Below are 20,233 nucleotides of genomic sequence, written 5' to 3' on the forward strand. Positions count from 1 at the left end.
ATGGAGAGACAATGGCAAGCGCCGACCAACTGATCAACGCTTTCACGACGCTGCTTGTCACGATCGATCCGCCCGGCCTTGCGCCGATCTTTCTCGGGCTCACCACCGGCATGAGCCGCAGTCAGCGAAAGCAGGTGGCGATGCGCGGCACGATCATCGCCTTTGTCATTCTTGCCGTCTTCGCCCTGTTCGGGGCCAGTGTGCTGGGCGTGCTCGGCATCTCGATCGGAGCCTTCCGTATCGCCGGTGGTCTCCTCTTGTTCTGGATCGCTTTTGAAATGGTGTTCGAGAAGCGGCAGGACCGTAAGGAGAAGACCAGCACGCAGGCGATCACCGTCGATCACATCCACAATATTTCGGTCTTTCCGTTGGCGCTTCCCCTGATCGCCGGTCCTGGCGCCATTTCGGCAACGATTCTGATTGCTGGGTCGATGCAGGGTTCACTCGAGCGTGCGCAATTGATCATCGTCATTGCATCAAGTTTGCTGCTGCTGTTTCTGGCGCTGCTGATTGCCGACCGGCTCGATCGCTTCCTCGGCGTTACGGGGCGCGCAATTCTGACCCGCCTTCTCGGCGTCATCCTGGCTGCGCTTGCCACGCAGTTCGTGGTCGATGGCTTGAAGTCAACGCTGGGGACGATGCCGGCTGGCTAGATTGAGCTAGGGTTTCTCTTGCGGCAAATGCGAGTGCAGCGTCCCTTCGTACCTGCGTTCTATGCCTGCAGCAACCGCGTTTGAGCTTCCAAGATCGTTCCTCGGGGCGCCGCGGCGTTCTCAAATATCTGGTAGAGGAAGAGCTTTATTGCCTCGGCTTCACGGACGACAACTGGCTCTAGAGCCGGATCGCTGGCTGTCCATGCCCGCATGGTTGCAATTGATCTGCCGACAGCACCGGATCTGCGCATCGCGGACGAGCTGAACAACTTGCTTTCAACGATATACCAGACGAAGATCCGGATCGCGATCGACCTCAGATGCGTCTCTTGCGCCCGGATCGATTTGAATTCGGCCCAGAGCCTCCGCAAATGATCTTCACTTAGGCGGTCGAGATCCAAACCGAGTTCCAATAAATCCTCGCTGACCATTCGCCGTGCTGCGCTGGTCTTGAGCAACCCAAATTGGGAACCTATTTCTCTCATGACACGAAATATCGTGCTAGCCCGTCAATTTGGAAACCCTGCCGCACCTATCCTTTCGGAGAGGGAGACACTGCTACTTTGATTAGAATCTCTTACAATGCCTACGGTTTGTTAGCCAATTCGGCTAAGGCGCAGAAAATGGATCACTTTGTTGCAGCAGCGAGACGCCACGTTGCGCGCGGACATTGCGTTTGTGCCCGCCCATTCCACCGTCTGACAGCAATGACAATTTCTGCGAGCGGAGGCGCATCTGGGCCTCTTAAGGCTGACGCGGCGGAAAGACCTGTGCGCCCCCGGCTCTGAGATCAAGAAAAGACGGCGCACTTTGCAGCGCGCCGTCGAGCTGATGTCACCAAAGTTGCGCTGCGATCAGAACGGGATATCGTCATCGAGATCGCGCGAGAAGTTTCCACCGCTACCGCCGCTGCTGCGACCAGTCGATTGCGAGGGCGCACCGTAGTCATCGCCGCCGCCGAAATCACCGCCGGCATTGCTGCCACGACCACCGCCAAAGCCGGAGCTTGCGCCCCCGCCCTCGCCGCGACCGTCGAGCATCGTCAGCGTCGAGTTAAAGCCCTGCAGAACGACTTCCGTCGAATAGCGGTCCTGGCCGTTTTGATCCTGCCACTTGCGGGTCTGCAGCGCGCCCTCGATGTAGAGCTTAGCACCCTTCTTCACATACTGCTCGACGACCTTGCAGAGGCCCTCATTGAAGACCACGACCGTATGCCATTCCGTCTTCTCGCGGCGTTCGCCGGAGTTGCGGTCACGCCAAGTCTCGGACGTTGCGATGCGAAGGTTGGCGATCGGCCGGCCATCCTGGGTCCGCCGGATTTCGGGGTCGGCGCCCACGTTTCCGATCAGAATTACCTTGTTTACGCTGCCAGCCATACTTTCACCTTACCTGCCGCCCTGCCCGGCGGCGCTTGAAACAATCGGTGCACCTTAAACCATAGAGCACCGGCGATGGGCGTCCATCACCAGTTCATCCACAAGGAATTTTGTTCTTTATTTGTTCTAATTTATCCCTATGATCCTGTCAACCGAATCGAAAACCTTGCAGGGGACGGACATTCAGCCTCGACTCGCCAGCCGGCATCACTAAATAAGGGGCTTGTTCCAGCACAGAAGCAGAAGACGATGAGCGAACTGAAGACGATTTCCATCCGCGGCGCGCGTGAGCACAATTTGAAGGGCATCGATCTCGATCTGCCGCGAAACAGGCTTATCGTCATGACCGGCCTTTCGGGGTCCGGAAAATCGTCGCTTGCCTTTGACACGATCTATGCCGAAGGGCAGCGGCGCTATGTCGAAAGCCTTTCGGCCTATGCGCGCCAGTTCCTTGAAATGATGCAGAAGCCCGACGTCGATCAGATCGACGGCTTGTCGCCAGCGATTTCGATCGAGCAGAAGACGACCTCGCGCAATCCACGCTCGACGGTCGGCACGGTGACCGAAATCTACGACTATATGCGTCTGCTCTTTGCCCGCGTCGGTGTGCCTTATTCGCCTGCGACCGGGCTGCCGATCGAGAGCCAGACGGTCAGCCAGATGGTCGATCGCGTGCTGGAGTTCGGAGAAGGCACGCGTCTTTACATTCTCGCGCCGCTCGTGCGCGGGCGTAAGGGCGAATACAAGAAAGAACTCGCGGACCTGATGAAGAAGGGCTTCCAGCGCGTCAAGGTCGACGGTCAGTTCTACGAGATCGCGGACGTGCCGGCTCTCGACAAGAAGTACAAGCATGACATCGACGTCGTGGTCGACCGCATTGTCGTGCGACCGGATATGGCTTCGCGACTTGCCGACAGCTTCGAGACTTCGCTGAAGCTTGCCGACGGCTTGGCTGTCGCGGAATTCGCCGACAAGCCGCTGCCGCCGGAAGAAACCGCCGCCGGCGGCTCTGCCAACAAGTCGCTCAACGAAACGCATGAACGCGTTCTCTTTTCGGAAAAGTTCGCCTGCCCGGTGTCGGGCTTCACCATTCCTGAGATCGAGCCGCGGCTTTTTTCGTTCAACAATCCAGCCGGCGCCTGCCCGACCTGCGACGGCCTTGGCGCCCAGCAGAAGATCGACGCCAACCTGATCGTGCCCGAACCCGAGCGCACGCTGCGCGACGGCGCCATTGCGCCATGGGCGAAGTCGACCTCGCCCTATTACAATCAGACGCTCGAAGCCCTCGGCAAGCATTACGGCTTCAAGCTCGGCGCCCGTTGGAACGATCTGTCCGATAAGGCCAAGGACGTCATCTTGAATGGCACCGACGAGAAGATCGAATTCCATTATGCCGATGGTGCACGGTCCTATACCACGCACAAGAATTTCGAAGGCATCATCACCAATCTCGCGCGTCGCTGGAAAGAGACGGATTCCGCCTGGGCGCGCGAGGAAATCGAGCGCTTCATGTCGGCCGCGCCCTGCCCGTCTTGCGGCGGTTTCCGCCTGAAGCCCGAGGCGCTTGCCGTCAAGATCAATACGCTGCATATCGGCCAGGTGACCGATATGTCGATCCGCGTCGCCCGTGACTGGTTCGAGGTCCTGCCGCAGTCGCTGAGCGCCAAGCAGAACGAGATCGCGGTCCGCATACTCAAGGAGATCCGCGACCGCCTGCGCTTCCTCAATGACGTCGGCCTGGATTACCTCAGCCTGTCGCGAAACTCCGGCACCCTGTCGGGCGGTGAAAGTCAGCGTATCCGGTTGGCGTCACAGATTGGTTCCGGCCTGACCGGTGTATTGTATGTCCTCGACGAACCATCGATCGGCCTGCATCAGCGCGATAACGCCCGGTTGCTCGATACGCTGAAGCACCTTCGCGATATCGGCAATACCGTGATCGTGGTCGAGCATGACGAGGACGCGATCTTGACCGCCGACGACGTCGTCGACATCGGTCCGGCGGCCGGCATCCATGGTGGCCAGGTGATTGCCCACGGCACACCGCAGGAGATCATGGCAAACCCGAAGTCGCTGACCGGGAAATATCTGTCCGGCGAACTGGGCGTTCCGGTTCCCGACGAGCGACGCAAGCCCAAGAAGGGCAAGGAGATCAAGGTCGTCGGTGCCCGCGGCAACAATCTGAAGAATGTCACCGCCTCCATCCCGCTCGGGGTGTTTACGGCGGTCACCGGCGTATCCGGGGGCGGAAAGTCGACGTTCCTGATCGAGACGCTGTATAAATCGGCTGCGCGTCGCGTCATGGGCGCCCGCGAAATTCCGGCCGATCATGATCGCATCGACGGTTTCGAGCATATCGACAAGGTTATCGATATCGATCAGTCGCCGATCGGCCGCACGCCGCGCTCCAACCCGGCGACCTATACGGGGGCGTTCACCCCGATCCGCGACTGGTTTGCCGGCCTTCCGGAAGCGAAGGCGCGAGGCTATCAGCCCGGGCGTTTCTCGTTCAACGTCAAGGGCGGTCGATGCGAAGCCTGCCAGGGTGACGGCGTCATCAAGATCGAGATGCATTTCCTGCCTGACGTCTACGTCACCTGCGATGTCTGCCACGGCAAGCGCTACAACAGGGAGACGCTTGACGTTACGTTTAAGCACAAGTCGATTGCTGACGTGCTCGATATGACGGTAGAAGAAGGTGTCGATTTCTTCGCCGCCGTCCCGGCCGTGCGGGACAAGCTGCAAGCGTTGAAGGATGTCGGCCTCGGTTACATCAAGGTCGGACAGCAAGCGAACACGCTGTCGGGTGGCGAGGCGCAGCGCGTCAAGCTGGCAAAGGAGCTGTCGAAGAGGTCGACAGGCCGCACGCTCTATATCCTGGACGAACCGACGACCGGTCTTCATTTCCACGACGTCGCCAAGCTTTTGGAAATGCTGCAGGAGCTGGTCAATCAGGGCAATTCGGTCGTCGTTATCGAGCACAATCTCGAGGTCATCAAGACTGCGGACTGGATTCTTGATTTCGGTCCGGAAGGCGGTGATGGCGGCGGCGAGATCGTTGCCGTCGGCACGCCGGAAGCGATCGTCAAGGAGGAGCGATCCTATACCGGACACTTTCTGAAGGAGTTGCTTGAGCGGCGCCCTGCTCGAAAAGCTGTAGTGGCAGCCGAGTGATGCTGAGAGCGGCGTCGCTCGATGATCTGCAGGCGGTCGGAGTGCTGACCGCCGAAGCCTATGCTCCGTACACGCGTCTCCTCGGGCGTCCACCGATCCCGGTCAGCGAGAATTACGCACCGCGCATTGGTCGCGGTGAGGTCTGGTTGCGGGAAGTGCAAGGCGAGCTTGCAGGGTTAGCCGTCGTCGAGCGGCACCCAGACCATATGATGCTCTTCAGCATGGCCGTCGCCCCGAGATTCCAGGGTGCCGGCCACGGTGTTGCCATTCTGCGATGGGCGGAAGAGACGGCGCGGGAATGGGGGCTTCCGGAAGTTCGTCTCTACACAAATGCGCGCATGGAACGGAATATTGCGCTCTACCGCGCGTTTGGCTTTCAGGAAACGGGTCGCCGGGAGCATCCGCATTGGCCAGGATGGGTGATCGTCGATATGGCAAAGCAAGTCAGCGTACAGATGTAATCAGAGGAGGAAGAAATGACGAAATCCGGCAATATTCGCGTCGGCATCGGCGGCTGGACCTTCGAGGCATGGCGGGATCATTTCTACCCCGGGGACCTTAAGCAGAAAGACGAACTGCATTATGCAAGCCGCAAGCTGAAAGTCATTGAGATCAACGGCACCTACTACAGCTCGCAGAAGCCGGAGACCTTCGCCAAATGGGCCGCGGATGTACCTGACGAGTTCATATTTTCGCTTAAGGCCAGTCGCTTTGTCACCAATCGCCGCGTGCTGACGGAAGCCGGCGAGTCGATGGAGCGCTTTCTGACCCAGGGTCTAACTGAGCTCGGCCCTCACCTGGGGCCAATCCTCTGGCAGTTCGCGCCGACGAAGAAGTTCGATCCGGAGGACTTTGAAGGCTTTCTGAAGTTGCTGCCTAGCAAGCAGGATGGCTTGTCTCTGAAGCATGTCGTCGAGGTGCGTCACGACTCGTTCAAGGTGCCGGAATTCGTTGCGCTGCTTGCGAAGTATGGAGTCGCGCCTGTTTGCGCCGAGCATTTCGATTACCCGATGATCGCGGATGTGACGGCTGACTTCGTCTATGCCCGCCTCCAGAAGGGCTCGGACGACATCAGGACATGCTATTCGTCAAGCGATCTAAAGGCCTGGGCCAAGCGCCTCGAGACCTGGGCGGAGGGCAAGTTTCCAGACGATCTGCCGCTGATCGATGGCAGCCGCAAGGTCGCGGCGCAGCCGCGGGACGTTTTCGCCTTCATGATCCACGAAGGCAAGGTCAATGCGCCGTTCGGGGCTATGGCCCTACAGGAAGCGACGGCACAATAGCGCCGTTTCTAGAGTGGAAGAACATGCGTTGCCAGTTCTTCCGCGGTCAGCCCTTTGCCGGCCCGCACGCCAGCCTCTCCGTGCATGTAGACGCCGGCAGCCGCCGCTTCGAAAGCGGGAAAGCCTTGGGCCATCAGTGCTCCGATGATCCCGGCAAGGACGTCCCCGGAGCCAGCTGTCGCGAGCCAAACCGGGGCGTTCACGTTGATATAAGCTCTACCGTCAGGCGATGCGATGACGGTATCGGAGCCTTTGTAGACGATTGCGGCGTTCGCCCGCGCCGCTGCAGCCTGCGCCTTTTCGACCTTCCCCATGGCCGCATCGGCGGCGATATCGGGAAACAGTCGGCCGAACTCGCCTTCGTGTGGCGTAAGCACCAGCCGCGGCTTGCCGTAGAACCTTGAAAACAGCTCGTCCGGGGCATCCTTGAACGAAGAAAGCCCGTCGGCGTCAAGCACCAGATGCCGCTTGGAAAGCGCTGCCACGAACCGGCGTGCCTTGTCACCGACGCCAAAACCGGGGCCAAGAACGAATGCCTGTAGCCGTTCGTCGCGGAGCCAATCGCGGAGCGCCGCCTCATTGTCGATCGCATGCAGCATGATCGCCGTAAGGTGCGCCGCATTGGCGCCCAATGCGTCTTCTGGCGCGGCGATTGTCACAAGCCCTGCCCCGGCCTTCAACCCCGCCATCGCCGACATCCGCGCAGCGCCGGTCCTGCTCGCTTCACCGGAGAAGACGACAAGGTGGCCACGCTTGTATTTGTGTGTTTCCAGTCCGCTCGCCGGCAGCAGATGTCGCCATCGTTCTGGCCTGTTCTCGGCGATCTGTTGCTTCTTCTCAGCGCGGACGATGCGGGCGGGTATGCCGATATCGAAGACCTCCAGTTCGCCGCAGAGCTCTCGCCCCGGCATCAAGAGATGACCGGGTTTCCGCGTCATGAAGGTCGCAGTCCGAGCCGCCACAAAGGCCGCTCCTCGGATGGCTCCGGTGCGACCGTCGACGCCGGATGGCAAGTCGACGGCAATCACCGGCACCCGCGCCTCCTTCACCCGTCCAATCACTTCGAAGACGTTCTCCGGAACATCGCGGGCAAGGCCGGCCCCGAACAGGGCATCGATAACCACATCGCCGTTGCGCGGCTGATACGTCTCAAGCGGCTGTGCGCGGGTCGGCGCCAGACTGTCCCTCGCGCGGGCGGCATCTCCCTTGAGCCTTTCCGGTTTGCCCAATTGGAATACGTCGACAGCGACACCGCTCTCAGCCAGCCGACGAGCTGCAACATAGCCGTCGCCCCCGTTATTGCCAGGTCCACAAAGCACGGCCGCGCGAAGGGCCGTCGGAAAATCGCGCAGCAAAATGGCTGCTACGGCGGCCCCCGCCCGTTCCATAAGGGAATAGCTGTTGATACCGGACGCGGCTGCCGCCGCGTCAACAGCTGTCATGTCTTCCGGGGTAAGGAGCAACTCGGAGATTCCTTCGGTCATCACCGCATTCAATCAGAAATCGCCTAAATAACAACCGGTCGACTGATCTCTGCGCAGATCAAAAAATATGCAATTGCACAAACGAAAGGCTGGCTCAGTACTTTGTCGGGAATTATTAGTGTGGGCAAATATTCCAGAAATTGGCTAGGATTTGCCTTCAGTGCGTCGATTTTCGAATGTTTCTATCCAAAAAAACGCGAAAACCGCTGATGTTGCGCACTTTTTCGCACGGTTGGCGGTGTTTTTCGAAAAATCGGCTTCCCAACTGGCACGATAACTGCATCATGACGCAAAGCAGGCCTGAGCCTGCTTTTAACGGGAGAAGCGGAGAGTCATTTTCTCATGAAAAAGATCGAAGCGATCATTAAGCCCTTCAAGCTCGACGAAGTGAAGGAAGCCCTTCAGGAAGTTGGCCTGCAGGGTATTACAGTTACGGAAGCGAAGGGCTTCGGTCGCCAGAAGGGCCATACGGAACTCTACCGTGGCGCGGAATATGTGGTCGATTTCCTACCGAAGGTGAAAGTGGAAGTCGTTCTCGCGGACGAAAACGCGGAAGCCGTCATCGACGCGATCCGCAAGGCCGCCCAAACCGGCCGCATTGGCGACGGCAAGATTTTCGTGTCCAATGTCGAGGAGGTTATCCGCATCCGTACCGGCGAAACCGGTATCGACGCTATCTAACTTTTATCGCCTTCCGGCGAACCATCGTCATCTCAAATAAAGGAACTATTTAATGGCGACCGCAAGCGAAATTCTTAAGCAAATCAAGGAAAACGACGTCAAGTTCGTGGACCTGCGCTTCACCGATCCAAAGGGCAAGCTGCAGCATGTGACGATGGACGTCGTCTGTGTCGACGAGGACATGTTTGCTGATGGCGTCATGTTCGACGGCTCCTCGATCGCTGGCTGGAAGGCCATTAACGAATCCGACATGGTGCTGATGCCGGACCCGGAAACGGTTCATATGGACCCGTTCTTCGCGCAGTCCACCATGGTCATTCTTTGCGATATTCTCGACCCGGTTTCTGGCGAAGCCTATAACCGCGATCCGCGCGGCACTGCCAAGAAGGCTGAGGCTTACCTGAAAGCATCCGGCATCGGCGACACTGTCTTCGTTGGTCCGGAAGCAGAATTCTTCGTTTTCGACGACGTTCGCTACAAAGCTGATCCCTACAATACCGGCTTCAAGCTCGACTCCACGGAGCTGCCGTCTAACGACGACACCGAATATGAGACCGGCAACCTTGGTCACCGTCCGCGTGTCAAGGGCGGCTACTTCCCGGTTCCGCCGATCGACAGCTGCCAGGACATGCGTTCGGAAATGCTGACGGTTTTGTCGGAAATGGGCGTCGTGGTCGAAAAGCATCACCATGAAGTGGCTGCTGCCCAGCACGAACTCGGCATCAAGTTCGACACGCTCGTCCGCAATGCCGATAAGATGCAGATTTACAAGTACGTCGTGCACCAGGTCGCCAACGCCTATGGCAAGACGGCGACCTTCATGCCGAAGCCGATCTTCGGCGACAACGGATCGGGCATGCACGTGCATCAGTCGATCTGGAAGGGCGGCAAGCCGACCTTTGCGGGCGACGAATACGCAGGCCTGTCCGAAACCTGCCTCTACTACATCGGCGGCATCATTAAGCACGCCAAGGCAATCAACGCTTTCACCAATCCGTCGACGAACTCCTACAAACGTCTCGTCCCGGGCTATGAAGCACCGGTTCTGCTGGCCTACTCGGCCCGCAACCGTTCCGCTTCGTGCCGCATTCCGTTCGGCACCAACCCGAAGGCAAAGCGCGTCGAAGTGCGCTTCCCGGATCCGATGGCTAACCCCTACCTCGCCTTCGCTGCGATGTTGATGGCCGGCCTCGATGGCATCAAGAACAAGATCCATCCGGGCAAGGCCATGGACAAGGACCTTTACGACCTGCCGCCGAAGGAGCTGAAGAAGATCCCGACGGTCTGCGGCTCGCTGCGCGAAGCGCTGGAAAGTCTCGACAAAGACCGCAAGTTCCTGACGGCCGGTGGTGTTTTCGATGATGACCAGATCGATTCCTTCATCGAGCTGAAGATGGCCGAAGTGATGCGCTTCGAGATGACGCCGCATCCGGTCGAGTACGACATGTACTACTCGGCTTGATCATCAAGAAGCGAAGCCCCGGCTCGCTCGGGGCTTCGTCTGTCGATGTCATGGCTGCCAAGAGGTGGATGTGACACTCATGTGACGAGATCTCGCACAAATCTTGATTTGAGTGAGGCCAATCACCAAATCAGGTGATGAAAGGAAGTCGTACCATGAAAGAAAGAGTAGCTAAGTTTAGTATCGGTGAAGTGGTTCGGCACAAGGTATTTCCGTTTCGCGGCGTGATCTTCGATGTCGATCCGGAATTCGCGAATACGGAAGAATGGTGGAATTCCATTCCCGCCGAGGTGCGCCCCAGCAAGGATCAGCCCTTCTACCATCTGCTAGCCGAGAATGATGAAAACGAATACGTTGCCTACGTATCCGAGCAGAACCTGGTGAACGACGAGAGCGGCGTGCCGCTCCGCAATGAACAGGTCTATCAGATTTTCGATATGGCACCGACGGGGCAGTTCAAACCCAAGATGAACTTCGCCCACTAACGTCCTGTGCCATCTTTCAAAACCCCGCTCAACGCGGGGTTTTTCTTTGCCTGGATCATGCAACAAAAAAACCCGGCCAACGCCGGGTTTTCGTAAGGTCATACGGCTCAGAATTACTGAGCCTTGGCAGCCTTCTGGGCTTCCTCGAGCTTCTTGCGCGCTTCGTCAGCCTTCTTCTGCATGCTGTCCTGCAGGCTCTTCTGGCTTTCGGCGAGCTTGGAAGCGGATACCGCTTCGCCATCGAATGCGCCGGTGAAGCCTTCGAGCGAAATCTTGATCGGATTCGGCGCGCGGCGGAAGTTGATCGAGGTCAGCACTAGATCGGTGCCCTTCTTCAGGCTGGCGACCATGGCGTCGGTCAGCGGGATCTGGGCGACGCAACGGTCAGGCATGCACATCAGGTAATCGATCTTCTGGGCCTTGCCGCCGTCGATCTGCATCGCGACGCCTGGCGGGATCAGACGGGCCGGCGGCACCGAAACCTGAAGGCTCTTGTTGTTAATCTTGCCGGAGACGCTGATGAGGCCGACGCCCGTAACGAGCTGGCCACCGCCTGCGAGAACGACGTTCTGGACGACACAGACGTCGTTGTCTTCCTGCTTGCTGCAGGTCTTGTACCAGCCGAGACGCGGGGCGCCGGCAGCCGTGGCGGGAGCGTCGGCGGAGGCCGCTGCATCCTGCGCGAAGGACGATACCGGAGCTGCTGCAGCACCAAGCATCACTGCCAGAACGGACAGGGCTGCCCGCGTTTTGTTTTCAGCCTTGAACATCATAACGAATTCCGTCTCCTGAAATCCCTTAGGGACGACAACGTGCCATCCTCACCAACAGGGTTGTTCGCACTCCACCTCTTAAAACAATGAGGCAAATGCATGACCCCCCGACTTCGGGTTCCCCTGTTACATTGCGTCGGGTCAGATATCCAGTATTTCTTTGACCTTTTCAGGGTCATCCGAAAGAATTCGGCGCGGATGGTGAATTGCGGTGGCTGCATGATAGTCTTGCGCCGAATCGTGCCGTTCCCCGGAAAGGACCTCAACGATGCTCCGGATCGTTCTTCCTGTCATTTGCACCTTGGTTGGCAGTGCAGCTCTCGCCGAGCCGGTGCATGGCATCGCGATGCACGGCGCGCCGGCCCTGCCCGCCGATTTCAAGCATCTTCCCTACGCCAACCCCGATGTGAAAAAGGGCGGCAAGATCAGTTATGGCGTCGTTGGGACCTTCGACAGCCTCAATCCCTTCATCTTGAAAAGTATGCGCACGACGGCGCGCGGCATGTGGGATCCGGAATACGGGAACCTCGTCTTCGAAACGCTGATGCTTCGCTCGCGTGACGAACCCTTCACGCTCTACGGTCTGCTGGCGCAGTCCGTCGAATGGGATGAGGACCGCACTTACATCCAGTTCAATCTCAATCCGGCCGCCAAGTGGTCGGACGGCCAGCCGGTGACACCGGATGACGTGATTTTCACCTTCCATCTTTTGAAGGAAAAGGGCCGCGTGCCCTTCAGCACGCGACTGAATGCCGTCGACAAGATTGAGAAGGTCGGAGACCACAGTGTTCGCTTTACCTTCAACGACAAGGCCGATCGCGAATTCCCGCTGATTCTGGCCGGCTCGACGCCGATCCTGCCGAAACATGCCATAGATCCGGAGACATTCGATCGTTCGTCGCTCACGCCTCCCGTGGGGTCCGGCCCCTACAAGGTCAAATCACTGAAGCCCGGCGAAAGCATCACCTTCGAGCGCGATCCCAACTACTGGGGCAAGGACATTCCGGCAAAGGTCGGTCTCGACAACTACGATCAGATAACAGTCCAGTATTTTTTGCAGGACACGACCCTCTTTGAGTCCTTCAAGAAAGGCGACATCGACATCTACCCGGACGGCAGTCCCGGCCATTGGGCAAGCGCCTACAACTTCCCGGCTGTCACTTCGGGCAACGTCGTCAAGGACACGTTCGAGCCGAAGCTGCCGAGCGGCATGTTCGGCTTCGTTTTCAACACTCGTCGGCCGGTCTTTGCGAACGCGAAGCTTCGCGAGGGGCTGTCGCTGATCTTCGATTTCGAATGGGCGAACAAGAACCTCTTCTCGAACGCCTATATCCGCACCCAGAGCTTCTGGCAGAACTCCGACCTGTCGAGCTTCGGAGTGCCGGCTGACGAACGCGAGCTGAAGCTTCTCGGGCCGATCAAGGATCGAATCGATCCGGCGATTCTTGACGGCACCTACAAACTTCCCGTGACCGATGGTTCGGGCCGCGATCGCAATGTCCTGAAACAAGCGGCGGCGCTCCTCAAGGAAGCAGGCTACACCATCAAGAATGGCAAGATGAGCGACGCTAACGGCCGTCCGCTTTCTTTCGAGATCATGACGCAGAACACCGACCAGGAGAAGCTGGCGGTGTCCTATCAGCGCTCGCTGCAACTGCTCGGCATTGCCGCGACGATCCGCACGGTGGACGATTCCCAATATCAGAGCCGTACTAGCAGTTTTGACTATGACGTGATCGTCAAGTCCTACACCTCATCCCTGTCTCCCGGCATCGAACAGCTGGGACGTTGGTCTTCAGCGGCCAAGGAGCGGGACGGCACCGACAACTTCGCCGGAGTTGCCGACCCTGACGTCGATACGCTGATCCAGCATATCCTCACCGCTCGCTCGGCAGAGGACTTTACCGCCGCGGTGCGTTCGCACGATCGCATGCTGTTATCGGGACACTATGTCTTGCCGCTTTATCACGTTGACAAGCAATGGGTGGCGCGCAGCAAGAGGATCGGTCATCCCGACATCGTGCCCCTCTACGGCTACCAGCTGCCAGCCTGGTGGGATCAGAGCGTCCAATAGACGGTTCCCATTTCCTGCCTGGTTGAAGTCTTCGGCCACAAGGCCTAGATGGCGGAAGGTTTCGATTTCAGGAAAAAGGGAAAAGCCCATGGAACGCATTACCATCGACGTTGTCTCTGACGTCGTCTGCCCGTGGTGCTATCTCGGCAAGGCACGGTTGGAACTCGCGATTGCCGAAGTTCAGGACGAGGTCGGCGTCGACATTAACTGGCGCCCCTACCGCCTCAACCCCGACTATCCGCCGGAAGGCGTCGACCAGAAGAAGGCGCTCGAGCAGAAGCTTGGCGGTGCCGAGCGTGTCGCTCAAGGGCACAAGACGCTGAGTGAACTCGGTCGTGAGGTGGGGATCAAGTTCGACTTCGACGCGATCAAGATCGGTCCGAATACGCTGGATGCGCATCGTTTGATCCATTGGGCGATGGTTGAGGATCGAGAGAAGCAGGACCGTCTTGTCAATGCGCTCTTCAGAGCGAATTTCGAGGAAGGGCGCAATGTCGGCGACCATGCCGTCCTGCTCGATATCGCAGAGAAGGCCGGCATGGACCGAGCCGTCGTCTCCTCCCTGCTGGCGTCCGATGCGGACAAGGATCTGGTGATCGCGGAGATCGAGGCCGCGCAGAAGATGGGGGTGAACGGCGTCCCGTTCTTCATCTTCGATCAGCAGTATGCCGTCAGCGGTGCGCAGACGCCTGATGTGTTGGCGGGCGCGCTTCGCGACATCGCCAAGGCGAAGGCCGAAGCGCGCGCAGGCATGAACTGAACGTCCTTACGTCTTCGCCATTTCCGTGAGCTGCGTCATGATGACGGCTGCGCCCTGCAGCCTTTTTTCAGGCGTCGGCAGATCGCGCGTGAGGAACACGCTTTGGTCCGGTCGGATCTTCGCCATCGTTCCCTGCTTGGCGATATAGCCGACCAGGTTTGCAGGATTCGGAAACTCCTTGTTTCGGAACTGGATGACCACGCCCTTCGGACCTGCATCCAGCTTCTCGACGTTGGCGACGCGGCAGAGCGATTTCACATAGACGATCTTCAGGAGGTGTTGGACCTCGATCGGCATCGGGCCGAAGCGGTCGATCATCTCGGCGCCGAAGGCGTCGATTTCCTTCAGTTCCGTAATCTCCCCGAGGCGGCGATAGAGTGCCATGCGCAGGTGCAAATCGGGCACGTAGCCATCCGGGATCATGACCGACGTTCCGACCGAGATCTGCGGCGACCAGCCGCTATCCTGGATCTCATCCACGCCCTTCACCTCGGCAACGGCCTCTTCCAGCATCTGCTGGTAAAGTTCGAAGCCGACTTCCTTGATATGGCCGGACTGCTCTTCGCCGAGCAGGTTGCCGGCGCCGCGAATATCGAGATCGTGGCTGGCAAGCTGGAAGCCGGCGCCCAGCGTATCGAGCGACTGCAGCACCTTGAGGCGACGTTCCGCCGTCGCCGTCAGCACCTTGTTGACCGGCAGCGTGAAGAGCGCAAAGGCGCGCACCTTGGAGCGCCCGACACGACCGCGAAGCTGATAGAGCTGCGCGAGGCCGAACATATCGGCCCGGTGGACGATCAGCGTATTGGCAGTCGGCACGTCGAGGCCGGATTCCACGATCGTCGTTGATAGCAGTACGTCATAGCGGCCATCGTAAAAGGCATTCATGATGTCCTCAAGTTCGCCGGCCGGCATCTGACCGTGCGCGACCGCGACCTTCAACTCCGGCACGTCAGACCGCAGGAACGCATGGACATCCTCCAGATCGGCGAGCCGCGGGCAGACATAGAAGCTTTGGCCGCCGCGATAATGCTCGCGCATCAGCGTTTCGCGGATGACAAGCGAATCGAACGGCGAAATGAAGGTACGAACAGCCATGCGGTCGACCGGCGGCGTCGTGATCAGCGACAGCTCGCGCACGCCAGTCATCGCAAGCTGCAGCGTGCGCGGGATCGGTGTTGCCGAAAGCGTCAGTACGTGGACGTCGCTCTTCAGCTCTTTCAGGCGCTCCTTGTGCTTGACGCCGAAATGCTGCTCTTCGTCGATGATCAGCAGCCCGAGATTGGCAAACTTGATCCCGGCGCCGAGAAGCGCATGGGTGCCGACGACGATATCCGTCTTGCCCTCCGCGACTTCCTTCTTCGTCAACGCCAGTTCCTTTGACCCGACGAGGCGCGAGGCCTGCTGGATGCGCACAGGCAAGCCGCGGAATCGCTCGGCGAAGGTCTTGAAGTGCTGGCGCGCCAGCAGCGTTGTCGGCACGACGACAGCAACCTGAATGCCGTTCATCGCGGCCACGAAGGCGGCACGAAGCGCCACCTCCGTCTTGCCGAAGCCGACATCGCCGCAGACGAGACGATCCATCGGTCGACCAGCCCCAAGGTCAGAGCGCACAGCCTCGATGGCGTTGTCCTGGTCTTCCGTTTCGTCATAGGGGAAGCGGGCGGCGAATTCGTCGTAGAGCCCTTCCGGTGTCGTCAACACTGGCGCATGGCGTGTCAGGCGTTCGGCGGCGATGCGGATCAGCGCGTCCGCCATGTCGAGCAGCCGTTTCTTGAGCTTGGCCTTGCGCATCTGCCATGCGCCGCCGCCGAGCTTGTCGAGCTGCGCTTCCGTCCCCTCGCCACCATAGCGTGACAGAAGATCGATGTTCTCGACCGGCAGGAACAGCTTCGCGTCATCTGCGTACTGCAGTTCGAGGCAGGCATGCGGTGCGCCGGCCGCTTCGATGGTCCGCAGGCCTACAAATCGACCAATACCATGCTGCGCGTGGACGACGACCGAACCTTCGTCGAGCCCGGCAACCTCGGAGATGAAATCGGCAGCGCGTTTGCGCCGCTTCGAACGCCGCACCATGCGGTCGCCGAGGATGTCCTGCTCGCCGATGACGACGAGATTGCCGACTTCAAATCCGGATTCGAGACTGAGTACGCTGGCCGCCGCCTCGCCTTTGGCAAGGCTGTCCATCTCCTTCAGTGCGTCGATCGGCTTCACGCGCTCGAGCCCGTGCTCGTTCAGTACCTGCAGCAGACGCTCCAGTGAGCCTTCCGTCCAGGCGGTAATCAGCACCTTCGCGCCGGATGAGCGCTTGTCGGCAATGTGCTTGACGACAGCGTCGAACACATTAATGCGTTCGGCATTGCCACCACCCTCAGCGTTAGAGCGTGCCCAACGCTCGCCCTGCCGGGCGTCGAGATTGACGACGCGACGCGCTTCCCCTTCATGCTCGTTGAAGGGTGAAATACGCATCGCATTGAACGCGTCGAGCGTGTTGGCGAAAGTCTTTCCGTCCAAGTAGAGTTGGCCGGGTGTCACGGGCTTGTAGGGTGTTCCTTGCGCCATCTGCCCCTTGCCGGGCTGTCCGGAATTCAGGCGGGCGTCATAATAGTCGAAGACAAGCTTGGAACGCTCCTCGGCAGCCTGGCGCACCGTGTGATCGGTGACCAGCCGAAAACCTTTGAGATAGTCAAACACCGTCTCCAGCTTCTCGTAGAAAAGCGGCAGCCAATGCTCCATGCCGGGATAGCGTCGCCCCTCCGATATGGCGAGATAGAGCGCATCGTCGCGTGTCGCCGCGCCGAACGAGGAGAGGTAGCCCTTGCGGAAACGGCTGATGGTATCGGGTGTCAGGGTAACTTCGCTCATCGGGTTGAGGTCGAGTGAGCGGACCTGCCCTGTTGTGCGCTGGCTTGCCGGATCGAAGCTGCGGATGCTTTCCAGCGTGTCGCCGAAGAAGTCGAGGCGAACAGGTTCCTCGGAACCCGGCACGAAGACATCCAGAATGCCGCCACGCACCGCATATTCGCCAACCTCGCGCACCGTAGCGACGCGGTCGAAGCCGTTGCGTTCCAACCGCCCGGCGATGTCGTCCATGCGCACGGTGTTTCCCGGACGTGCCGAGAAGGCGAGGCTCTCGATGATCTCCTGCGGGGCGACCTTCTGCAGCATTGCATTAACGGTCACCAGCACGATCGCAGCGTGTGGCTTCTTGTGATGCGCGATCAGACCGCCCAGCGCCGCAAGACGGCGCGCAGATGTGTCGGCGCTCGGTGAAACGCGGTCGTAAGGAAGACAGTCCCAGGCCGGCAAGGTGAGGACCGGGGTCTCGGGGGCAACGAAGCCGAGCATCTGCTCCAGGTCCACCATCCGCTGGCCATCGGAAAGCACATAGGCGACCGGCTCGCCGGCGCGTGCCAGATTGGCCAGCAACAGAGCCTCCATACCTGTGGGCACGTTGCCGATCGTCAGCGGTTCGGCGACAACTGACAGCTTCTTTGCGTCAAGACCTGGGATCATTAGGCGTACCTGGGCAGGGCGTCGGCTGGATACTCGAAATCTGGCTTGTAAGCGGCAAGGCGCGCGAACATCGGCGTCTGGAAACGCTCGGGCACCGGCCATGTTCCCATGATCCAGCGCACGAGATCGTTATCCTCTTCGGCCATGATGGTTTCGAACTCGTCGAGCTCGGTCTCCGACAGGGTGACGATCTCCTTCTCGGCGAACTGCCCGAAGACCAGATCCATCTCGCGGATACCGCGATGCCAGCAGCGAAAGAGAATTCGGCGGCGGCGCGGATCAAGATCGGCGCTCGAGAGTGACACACCCGTCATGGCATTACCTTCCTGTTGATGCGCCTCTATAGCCCCTCGAAAGCGGCTTGTCAGCCTTGCCAAGGCCGCATTGTTCATCGCATTTTGCCGCCATGCGCCCCGCCATACTCGATCCGCTGTTTTCGCCCGTTTCCGCCCTGCCCGGCGTCGGCCCAAAGATCGCCGAGCTGCTGGTAAAGCTGCTTGGGCGCGAAACACCTGACGAGACCCGCGTCGTCGATCTGCTGTTTCATGCGCCGCATTCCCTCATCGACCGCCGAAACCAGCCGGGTATCGCTCGCGCGCCTCACGGCGCCATTGTCACGGTCACGGCATGGGTGGATCGCCACCAGGCACCGCCGCGCGGCAAGAGCAACATTCCGTACCGCGTCATCCTGCACGACGAGACGGGCGAACTGACGCTTGTCTTCTTCCGCGGCCAAGCGGCATGGCTGGAAAAGCAGCTCCCCTTGGACGAGGAGGTAACCGTCAGCGGCAAGATTGACTGGTTCAATGGCCGTGCGTCGATGGTCCATCCCGACTACATCGTGAAGGCCAGCGAAGCCGAGAACCTGCCTCTCGTCGAGCCGATCTATCCACTCACCGCAGGTCTTTCCCCGAAGACCCTGCGCAAGATCATCGAAGCGGCGCTGCCGCGCACGCCGGAACTGCCAGAATGGATCGACTTGGCTCTAGCGCAGAAGCAGGGTCTGCCCTCGATATCAGATGCTTTCCACGGGCTGCACGAACCTCGCGATCCCTCGGATCTCGATGCACAAGCCCCTGCCCGTCGCCGTCTCGCCTATGACGAATTCCTCGCGGGCCAACTTTCGCTGAGCCTCGTCCGCCAACGCCTGCGCAAGGTCACCGGCCAGCCCGTGCACGCCACCGGCCAAGTCAGCAAGCAGATCCTCCAGGCCTTGCCGTTTTCGCCGACCAACAGCCAGAATGCCGCGATTGCCGATATCCTGAAGGACATGGCCGGCGATGACCGCATGCTGCGTCTGCTGCAGGGGGATGTCGGCTCGGGCAAGACGCTGGTCGCGCTGATGGCGATGGCGGCTGTCATTGAAAGCGGCGGCCAGGCCGTCCTCATGGCGCCGACGGAAATCCTTGCCCGCCAGCACCACGCAACGATCTCGAAATTTGCCGCATCCGCGGGCCTCGGCATAGAGGTGCTTACCGGCCGCACCAAGGGGCGCGAACGCGAAGACATCCTGGAAAGGATTGCATCGGGAGAGGCCCAGATCGTCATCGGCACCCACGCGCTCTTTCAGGACAGCGTCAACTACCGCAATCTGATGCTGGCCGTCGTTGACGAGCAGCACCGCTTCGGCGTCCACCAGCGCTTACGGCTGACGGCGAAGGGGATCACGCCGCATATGCTTGTCATGACGGCTACGCCGATCCCGCGAACCCTGGTGCTCGCTGCCTTTGGCGATATGGACGTCTCCAAGCTGACGGAAAAGCCCGCCGGCAGGAAACCGATACAGACGATCACGATTCCGACCGAACGTACAGGCGAGATCGTCGGTCGCCTGAAGAGTGCTTTGGCAGAAGGCAAGAAGGTTTACTGGATCTGCCCGCTCGTCGAGGAATCCGAAGAAAGCGATCTGATGTCGGTGGACGAGCGTCATGCAACGCTCGTTTCCTCGCTCGGTCCGGGCATCGGCGTGATCCACGGCCGCATGAGCGGCCCGGAAAAGGATGCCGTGATGATGGCGTTCAAGAGTGGCGAAATCCGCCTGCTGGTCGCAACGACCGTGGTGGAAGTCGGCGTCGATGTTCCCGATGCGACGATCATGGTGATCGAGCATGCCGAACGCTTCGGCCTGGCGCAGCTGCATCAGCTTCGCGGTCGTGTAGGACGCGGCGACGAGGCTTCGACCTGCATCCTGCTCTACAAGGGGCCGCTTGGCGAAACAGGTCATGCGCGCCTGTCGATCATGCGCGAAACCGAAGACGGCTTCCGCATCGCGGAGGAAGACCTGAAACTGCGCGGCGAAGGCGAACTACTTGGCACGCGGCAATCGGGAACACCGGGCTTTCGCATCGCAAGCCTGGAGGCGCATGCGGACCTTCTTGAGATTGCCCGCCGCGATGCGGCCTATCTGATCGAGCGCGATCCGGATCTGACCGGCGAGCGCGGCAAGGCCGTGCGCACCCTGCTCTACCTGTTCCGCCGCGACGAGGCGATCCGCTTCCTGCATGCGGGGTGAGCC

General features: G+C 59.7%; 16 protein-coding genes. 10 read left to right on the forward strand and 6 right to left on the reverse strand.

Annotation, left to right across the window (positions count from 1 at the left end; genetic code table 11):
• The first annotated feature begins 11 nt into the window (after positions 1 to 11).
• Positions 12 to 653, forward strand: a complete 642-nt coding sequence (locus PMI09_RS12020) for a MarC family protein (RefSeq protein ID WP_007793571.1) — start codon at positions 12 to 14, stop codon at positions 651 to 653.
• A 59-nt stretch (positions 654 to 712) separates the two neighbouring features.
• On the opposite strand, the gene PMI09_RS12025 is transcribed toward PMI09_RS12020, so the two are convergent.
• Both PMI09_RS12025 and PMI09_RS12030 read right to left on the reverse strand, forming a co-directional pair.
• Positions 713 to 1,138: a hypothetical protein gene (locus PMI09_RS12025; protein ID WP_157213369.1), complete on the reverse strand. Its 426-nt coding sequence runs from the start codon at positions 1,136 to 1,138 to the stop codon at positions 713 to 715.
• Positions 1,139 to 1,507: 369 nt separating this feature from the next.
• Positions 1,508 to 2,029 carry a single-stranded DNA-binding protein gene (locus PMI09_RS12030; RefSeq protein ID WP_007793578.1) on the reverse strand — a complete coding sequence of 174 codons (522 nt, stop codon included), beginning with the start codon at positions 2,027 to 2,029 and terminating at the stop codon, positions 1,508 to 1,510.
• Between the two features lie 249 nt (positions 2,030 to 2,278).
• On the opposite strand from PMI09_RS12030, the gene uvrA reads away from it, so the two are divergent.
• From uvrA to PMI09_RS12045, 3 genes are read left to right on the forward strand one after another with little or no spacing between them, the layout of a single operon-like run.
• Positions 2,279 to 5,203 carry an excinuclease ABC subunit UvrA gene (gene uvrA, locus PMI09_RS12035; RefSeq protein WP_037082910.1) on the forward strand — a complete coding sequence of 975 codons (2,925 nt, stop codon included), beginning with the start codon at positions 2,279 to 2,281 and terminating at the stop codon, positions 5,201 to 5,203.
• Complete coding sequence (locus PMI09_RS12040; RefSeq protein ID WP_037082863.1) at positions 5,200 to 5,664, forward strand: GNAT family N-acetyltransferase; 465 nt, start codon at positions 5,200 to 5,202, stop codon at positions 5,662 to 5,664. The genes uvrA and PMI09_RS12040 overlap by 4 nt, the downstream gene beginning before the upstream one ends.
• Positions 5,665 to 5,679: 15 nt before the next feature.
• Positions 5,680 to 6,486: a DUF72 domain-containing protein gene (locus tag PMI09_RS12045; RefSeq protein WP_007793587.1), complete on the forward strand. Its 807-nt coding sequence runs from the start codon at positions 5,680 to 5,682 to the stop codon at positions 6,484 to 6,486.
• Between the two features lie 8 nt (positions 6,487 to 6,494).
• Here the strand turns inward: PMI09_RS12045 and PMI09_RS12050 are convergent, their stop codons facing one another.
• A complete protein-coding gene (locus PMI09_RS12050) occupies positions 6,495 to 7,970 on the reverse strand; it encodes a bifunctional ADP-dependent NAD(P)H-hydrate dehydratase/NAD(P)H-hydrate epimerase (protein ID WP_007793590.1) in 1,476 nt (491 codons plus the stop codon).
• Positions 7,971 to 8,312: 342 nt separating this feature from the next.
• Between PMI09_RS12050 and PMI09_RS12055 the strand changes: the two genes are divergently transcribed.
• From PMI09_RS12055 to hspQ, 3 genes are all read left to right on the forward strand, one after another.
• Positions 8,313 to 8,651 carry a P-II family nitrogen regulator gene (locus tag PMI09_RS12055; protein ID WP_003539626.1) on the forward strand — a complete coding sequence of 113 codons (339 nt, stop codon included), beginning with the start codon at positions 8,313 to 8,315 and terminating at the stop codon, positions 8,649 to 8,651.
• Between the two features lie 52 nt (positions 8,652 to 8,703).
• Entirely contained in the window at positions 8,704 to 10,113 is a 1,410-nt protein-coding gene (gene glnA, locus PMI09_RS12060; RefSeq protein WP_007793591.1) for a type I glutamate--ammonia ligase, read from the forward strand.
• Positions 10,114 to 10,268: 155 nt separating this feature from the next.
• On the forward strand, positions 10,269 to 10,598 hold the full coding sequence (gene hspQ, locus PMI09_RS12065; RefSeq protein ID WP_007793594.1) for a heat shock protein HspQ: 330 nt from the start codon (positions 10,269 to 10,271) through the stop codon (positions 10,596 to 10,598).
• 113 nt (positions 10,599 to 10,711) lie between these two features.
• On the opposite strand, the gene PMI09_RS12070 is transcribed toward hspQ, so the two are convergent.
• On the reverse strand, positions 10,712 to 11,371 hold the full coding sequence (locus PMI09_RS12070) for an invasion associated locus B family protein (protein ID WP_007793597.1): 660 nt from the start codon (positions 11,369 to 11,371) through the stop codon (positions 10,712 to 10,714).
• 268 nt (positions 11,372 to 11,639) lie between these two features.
• On the opposite strand from PMI09_RS12070, the gene PMI09_RS12075 reads away from it, so the two are divergent.
• Positions 11,640 to 13,445, forward strand: a complete 1,806-nt coding sequence (locus tag PMI09_RS12075) for an extracellular solute-binding protein (protein WP_007793602.1) — start codon at positions 11,640 to 11,642, stop codon at positions 13,443 to 13,445.
• 88 nt (positions 13,446 to 13,533) lie between these two features.
• The gene (locus PMI09_RS12080) at positions 13,534 to 14,205 is read left to right on the forward strand and encodes a DsbA family oxidoreductase (RefSeq protein ID WP_007793605.1); all 672 of its coding nucleotides are present in this window, start codon (positions 13,534 to 13,536) and stop codon (positions 14,203 to 14,205) included.
• 6 nt (positions 14,206 to 14,211) lie between these two features.
• On the opposite strand, the gene mfd is transcribed toward PMI09_RS12080, so the two are convergent.
• A complete protein-coding gene (gene mfd, locus PMI09_RS12085; protein WP_007793608.1) occupies positions 14,212 to 17,718 on the reverse strand; it encodes a transcription-repair coupling factor in 3,507 nt (1,168 codons plus the stop codon).
• Positions 17,718 to 18,032 (reverse strand): FAD assembly factor SdhE, encoded by a 315-nt coding sequence (locus PMI09_RS12090; protein WP_007793621.1) that lies wholly within the window; start codon positions 18,030 to 18,032, stop codon positions 17,718 to 17,720. The genes mfd and PMI09_RS12090 overlap by 1 nt, the downstream gene beginning before the upstream one ends.
• Before the next feature lie 92 nt (positions 18,033 to 18,124).
• On the opposite strand from PMI09_RS12090, the gene recG reads away from it, so the two are divergent.
• The gene (recG, locus tag PMI09_RS12095; protein ID WP_007793624.1) at positions 18,125 to 20,230 is read left to right on the forward strand and encodes an ATP-dependent DNA helicase RecG; all 2,106 of its coding nucleotides are present in this window, start codon (positions 18,125 to 18,127) and stop codon (positions 20,228 to 20,230) included.
• Positions 20,231 to 20,233 lie beyond the last annotated feature (3 nt).

The sequence above is a fragment of the Rhizobium sp. CF122 genome (assembly GCF_000282035.1).
Classification (GTDB): Bacteria; Pseudomonadota; Alphaproteobacteria; order Rhizobiales; family Rhizobiaceae; genus Rhizobium.

What these genes read in the sequence shown, in the direction of transcription:
- PMI09_RS12055 (WP_003539626.1), top strand. Translation starts at nt 8,313, where the DNA reads ATGAAAAAGATCGAAGCGATCATTAAGCCCTTCAAGCTCGACGAAGTG.
- PMI09_RS12045 (WP_007793587.1), top strand. Translation starts at nt 5,680, where the DNA reads ATGACGAAATCCGGCAATATTCGCGTCGGCATCGGCGGCTGGACCTTC.
- PMI09_RS12090 (WP_007793621.1), bottom strand. Translation starts at nt 18,032, where the DNA reads ATGACGGGTGTGTCACTCTCGAGCGCCGATCTTGATCCGCGCCGCCGC.
- PMI09_RS12050 (WP_007793590.1), bottom strand. Translation starts at nt 7,970, where the DNA reads ATGACCGAAGGAATCTCCGAGTTGCTCCTTACCCCGGAAGACATGACA.
- uvrA (WP_037082910.1), top strand. Translation starts at nt 2,279, where the DNA reads ATGAGCGAACTGAAGACGATTTCCATCCGCGGCGCGCGTGAGCACAAT.
- PMI09_RS12080 (WP_007793605.1), top strand. Translation starts at nt 13,534, where the DNA reads ATGGAACGCATTACCATCGACGTTGTCTCTGACGTCGTCTGCCCGTGG.
- PMI09_RS12030 (WP_007793578.1), bottom strand. Translation starts at nt 2,029, where the DNA reads ATGGCTGGCAGCGTAAACAAGGTAATTCTGATCGGAAACGTGGGCGCC.
- recG (WP_007793624.1), top strand. Translation starts at nt 18,125, where the DNA reads ATGCGCCCCGCCATACTCGATCCGCTGTTTTCGCCCGTTTCCGCCCTG.
- mfd (WP_007793608.1), bottom strand. Translation starts at nt 17,718, where the DNA reads ATGATCCCAGGTCTTGACGCAAAGAAGCTGTCAGTTGTCGCCGAACCG.
- glnA (WP_007793591.1), top strand. Translation starts at nt 8,704, where the DNA reads ATGGCGACCGCAAGCGAAATTCTTAAGCAAATCAAGGAAAACGACGTC.
- PMI09_RS12070 (WP_007793597.1), bottom strand. Translation starts at nt 11,371, where the DNA reads ATGATGTTCAAGGCTGAAAACAAAACGCGGGCAGCCCTGTCCGTTCTG.
- PMI09_RS12025 (WP_157213369.1), bottom strand. Translation starts at nt 1,138, where the DNA reads ATGAGAGAAATAGGTTCCCAATTTGGGTTGCTCAAGACCAGCGCAGCA.
- hspQ (WP_007793594.1), top strand. Translation starts at nt 10,269, where the DNA reads ATGAAAGAAAGAGTAGCTAAGTTTAGTATCGGTGAAGTGGTTCGGCAC.
- PMI09_RS12020 (WP_007793571.1), top strand. Translation starts at nt 12, where the DNA reads ATGGCAAGCGCCGACCAACTGATCAACGCTTTCACGACGCTGCTTGTC.
- PMI09_RS12075 (WP_007793602.1), top strand. Translation starts at nt 11,640, where the DNA reads ATGCTCCGGATCGTTCTTCCTGTCATTTGCACCTTGGTTGGCAGTGCA.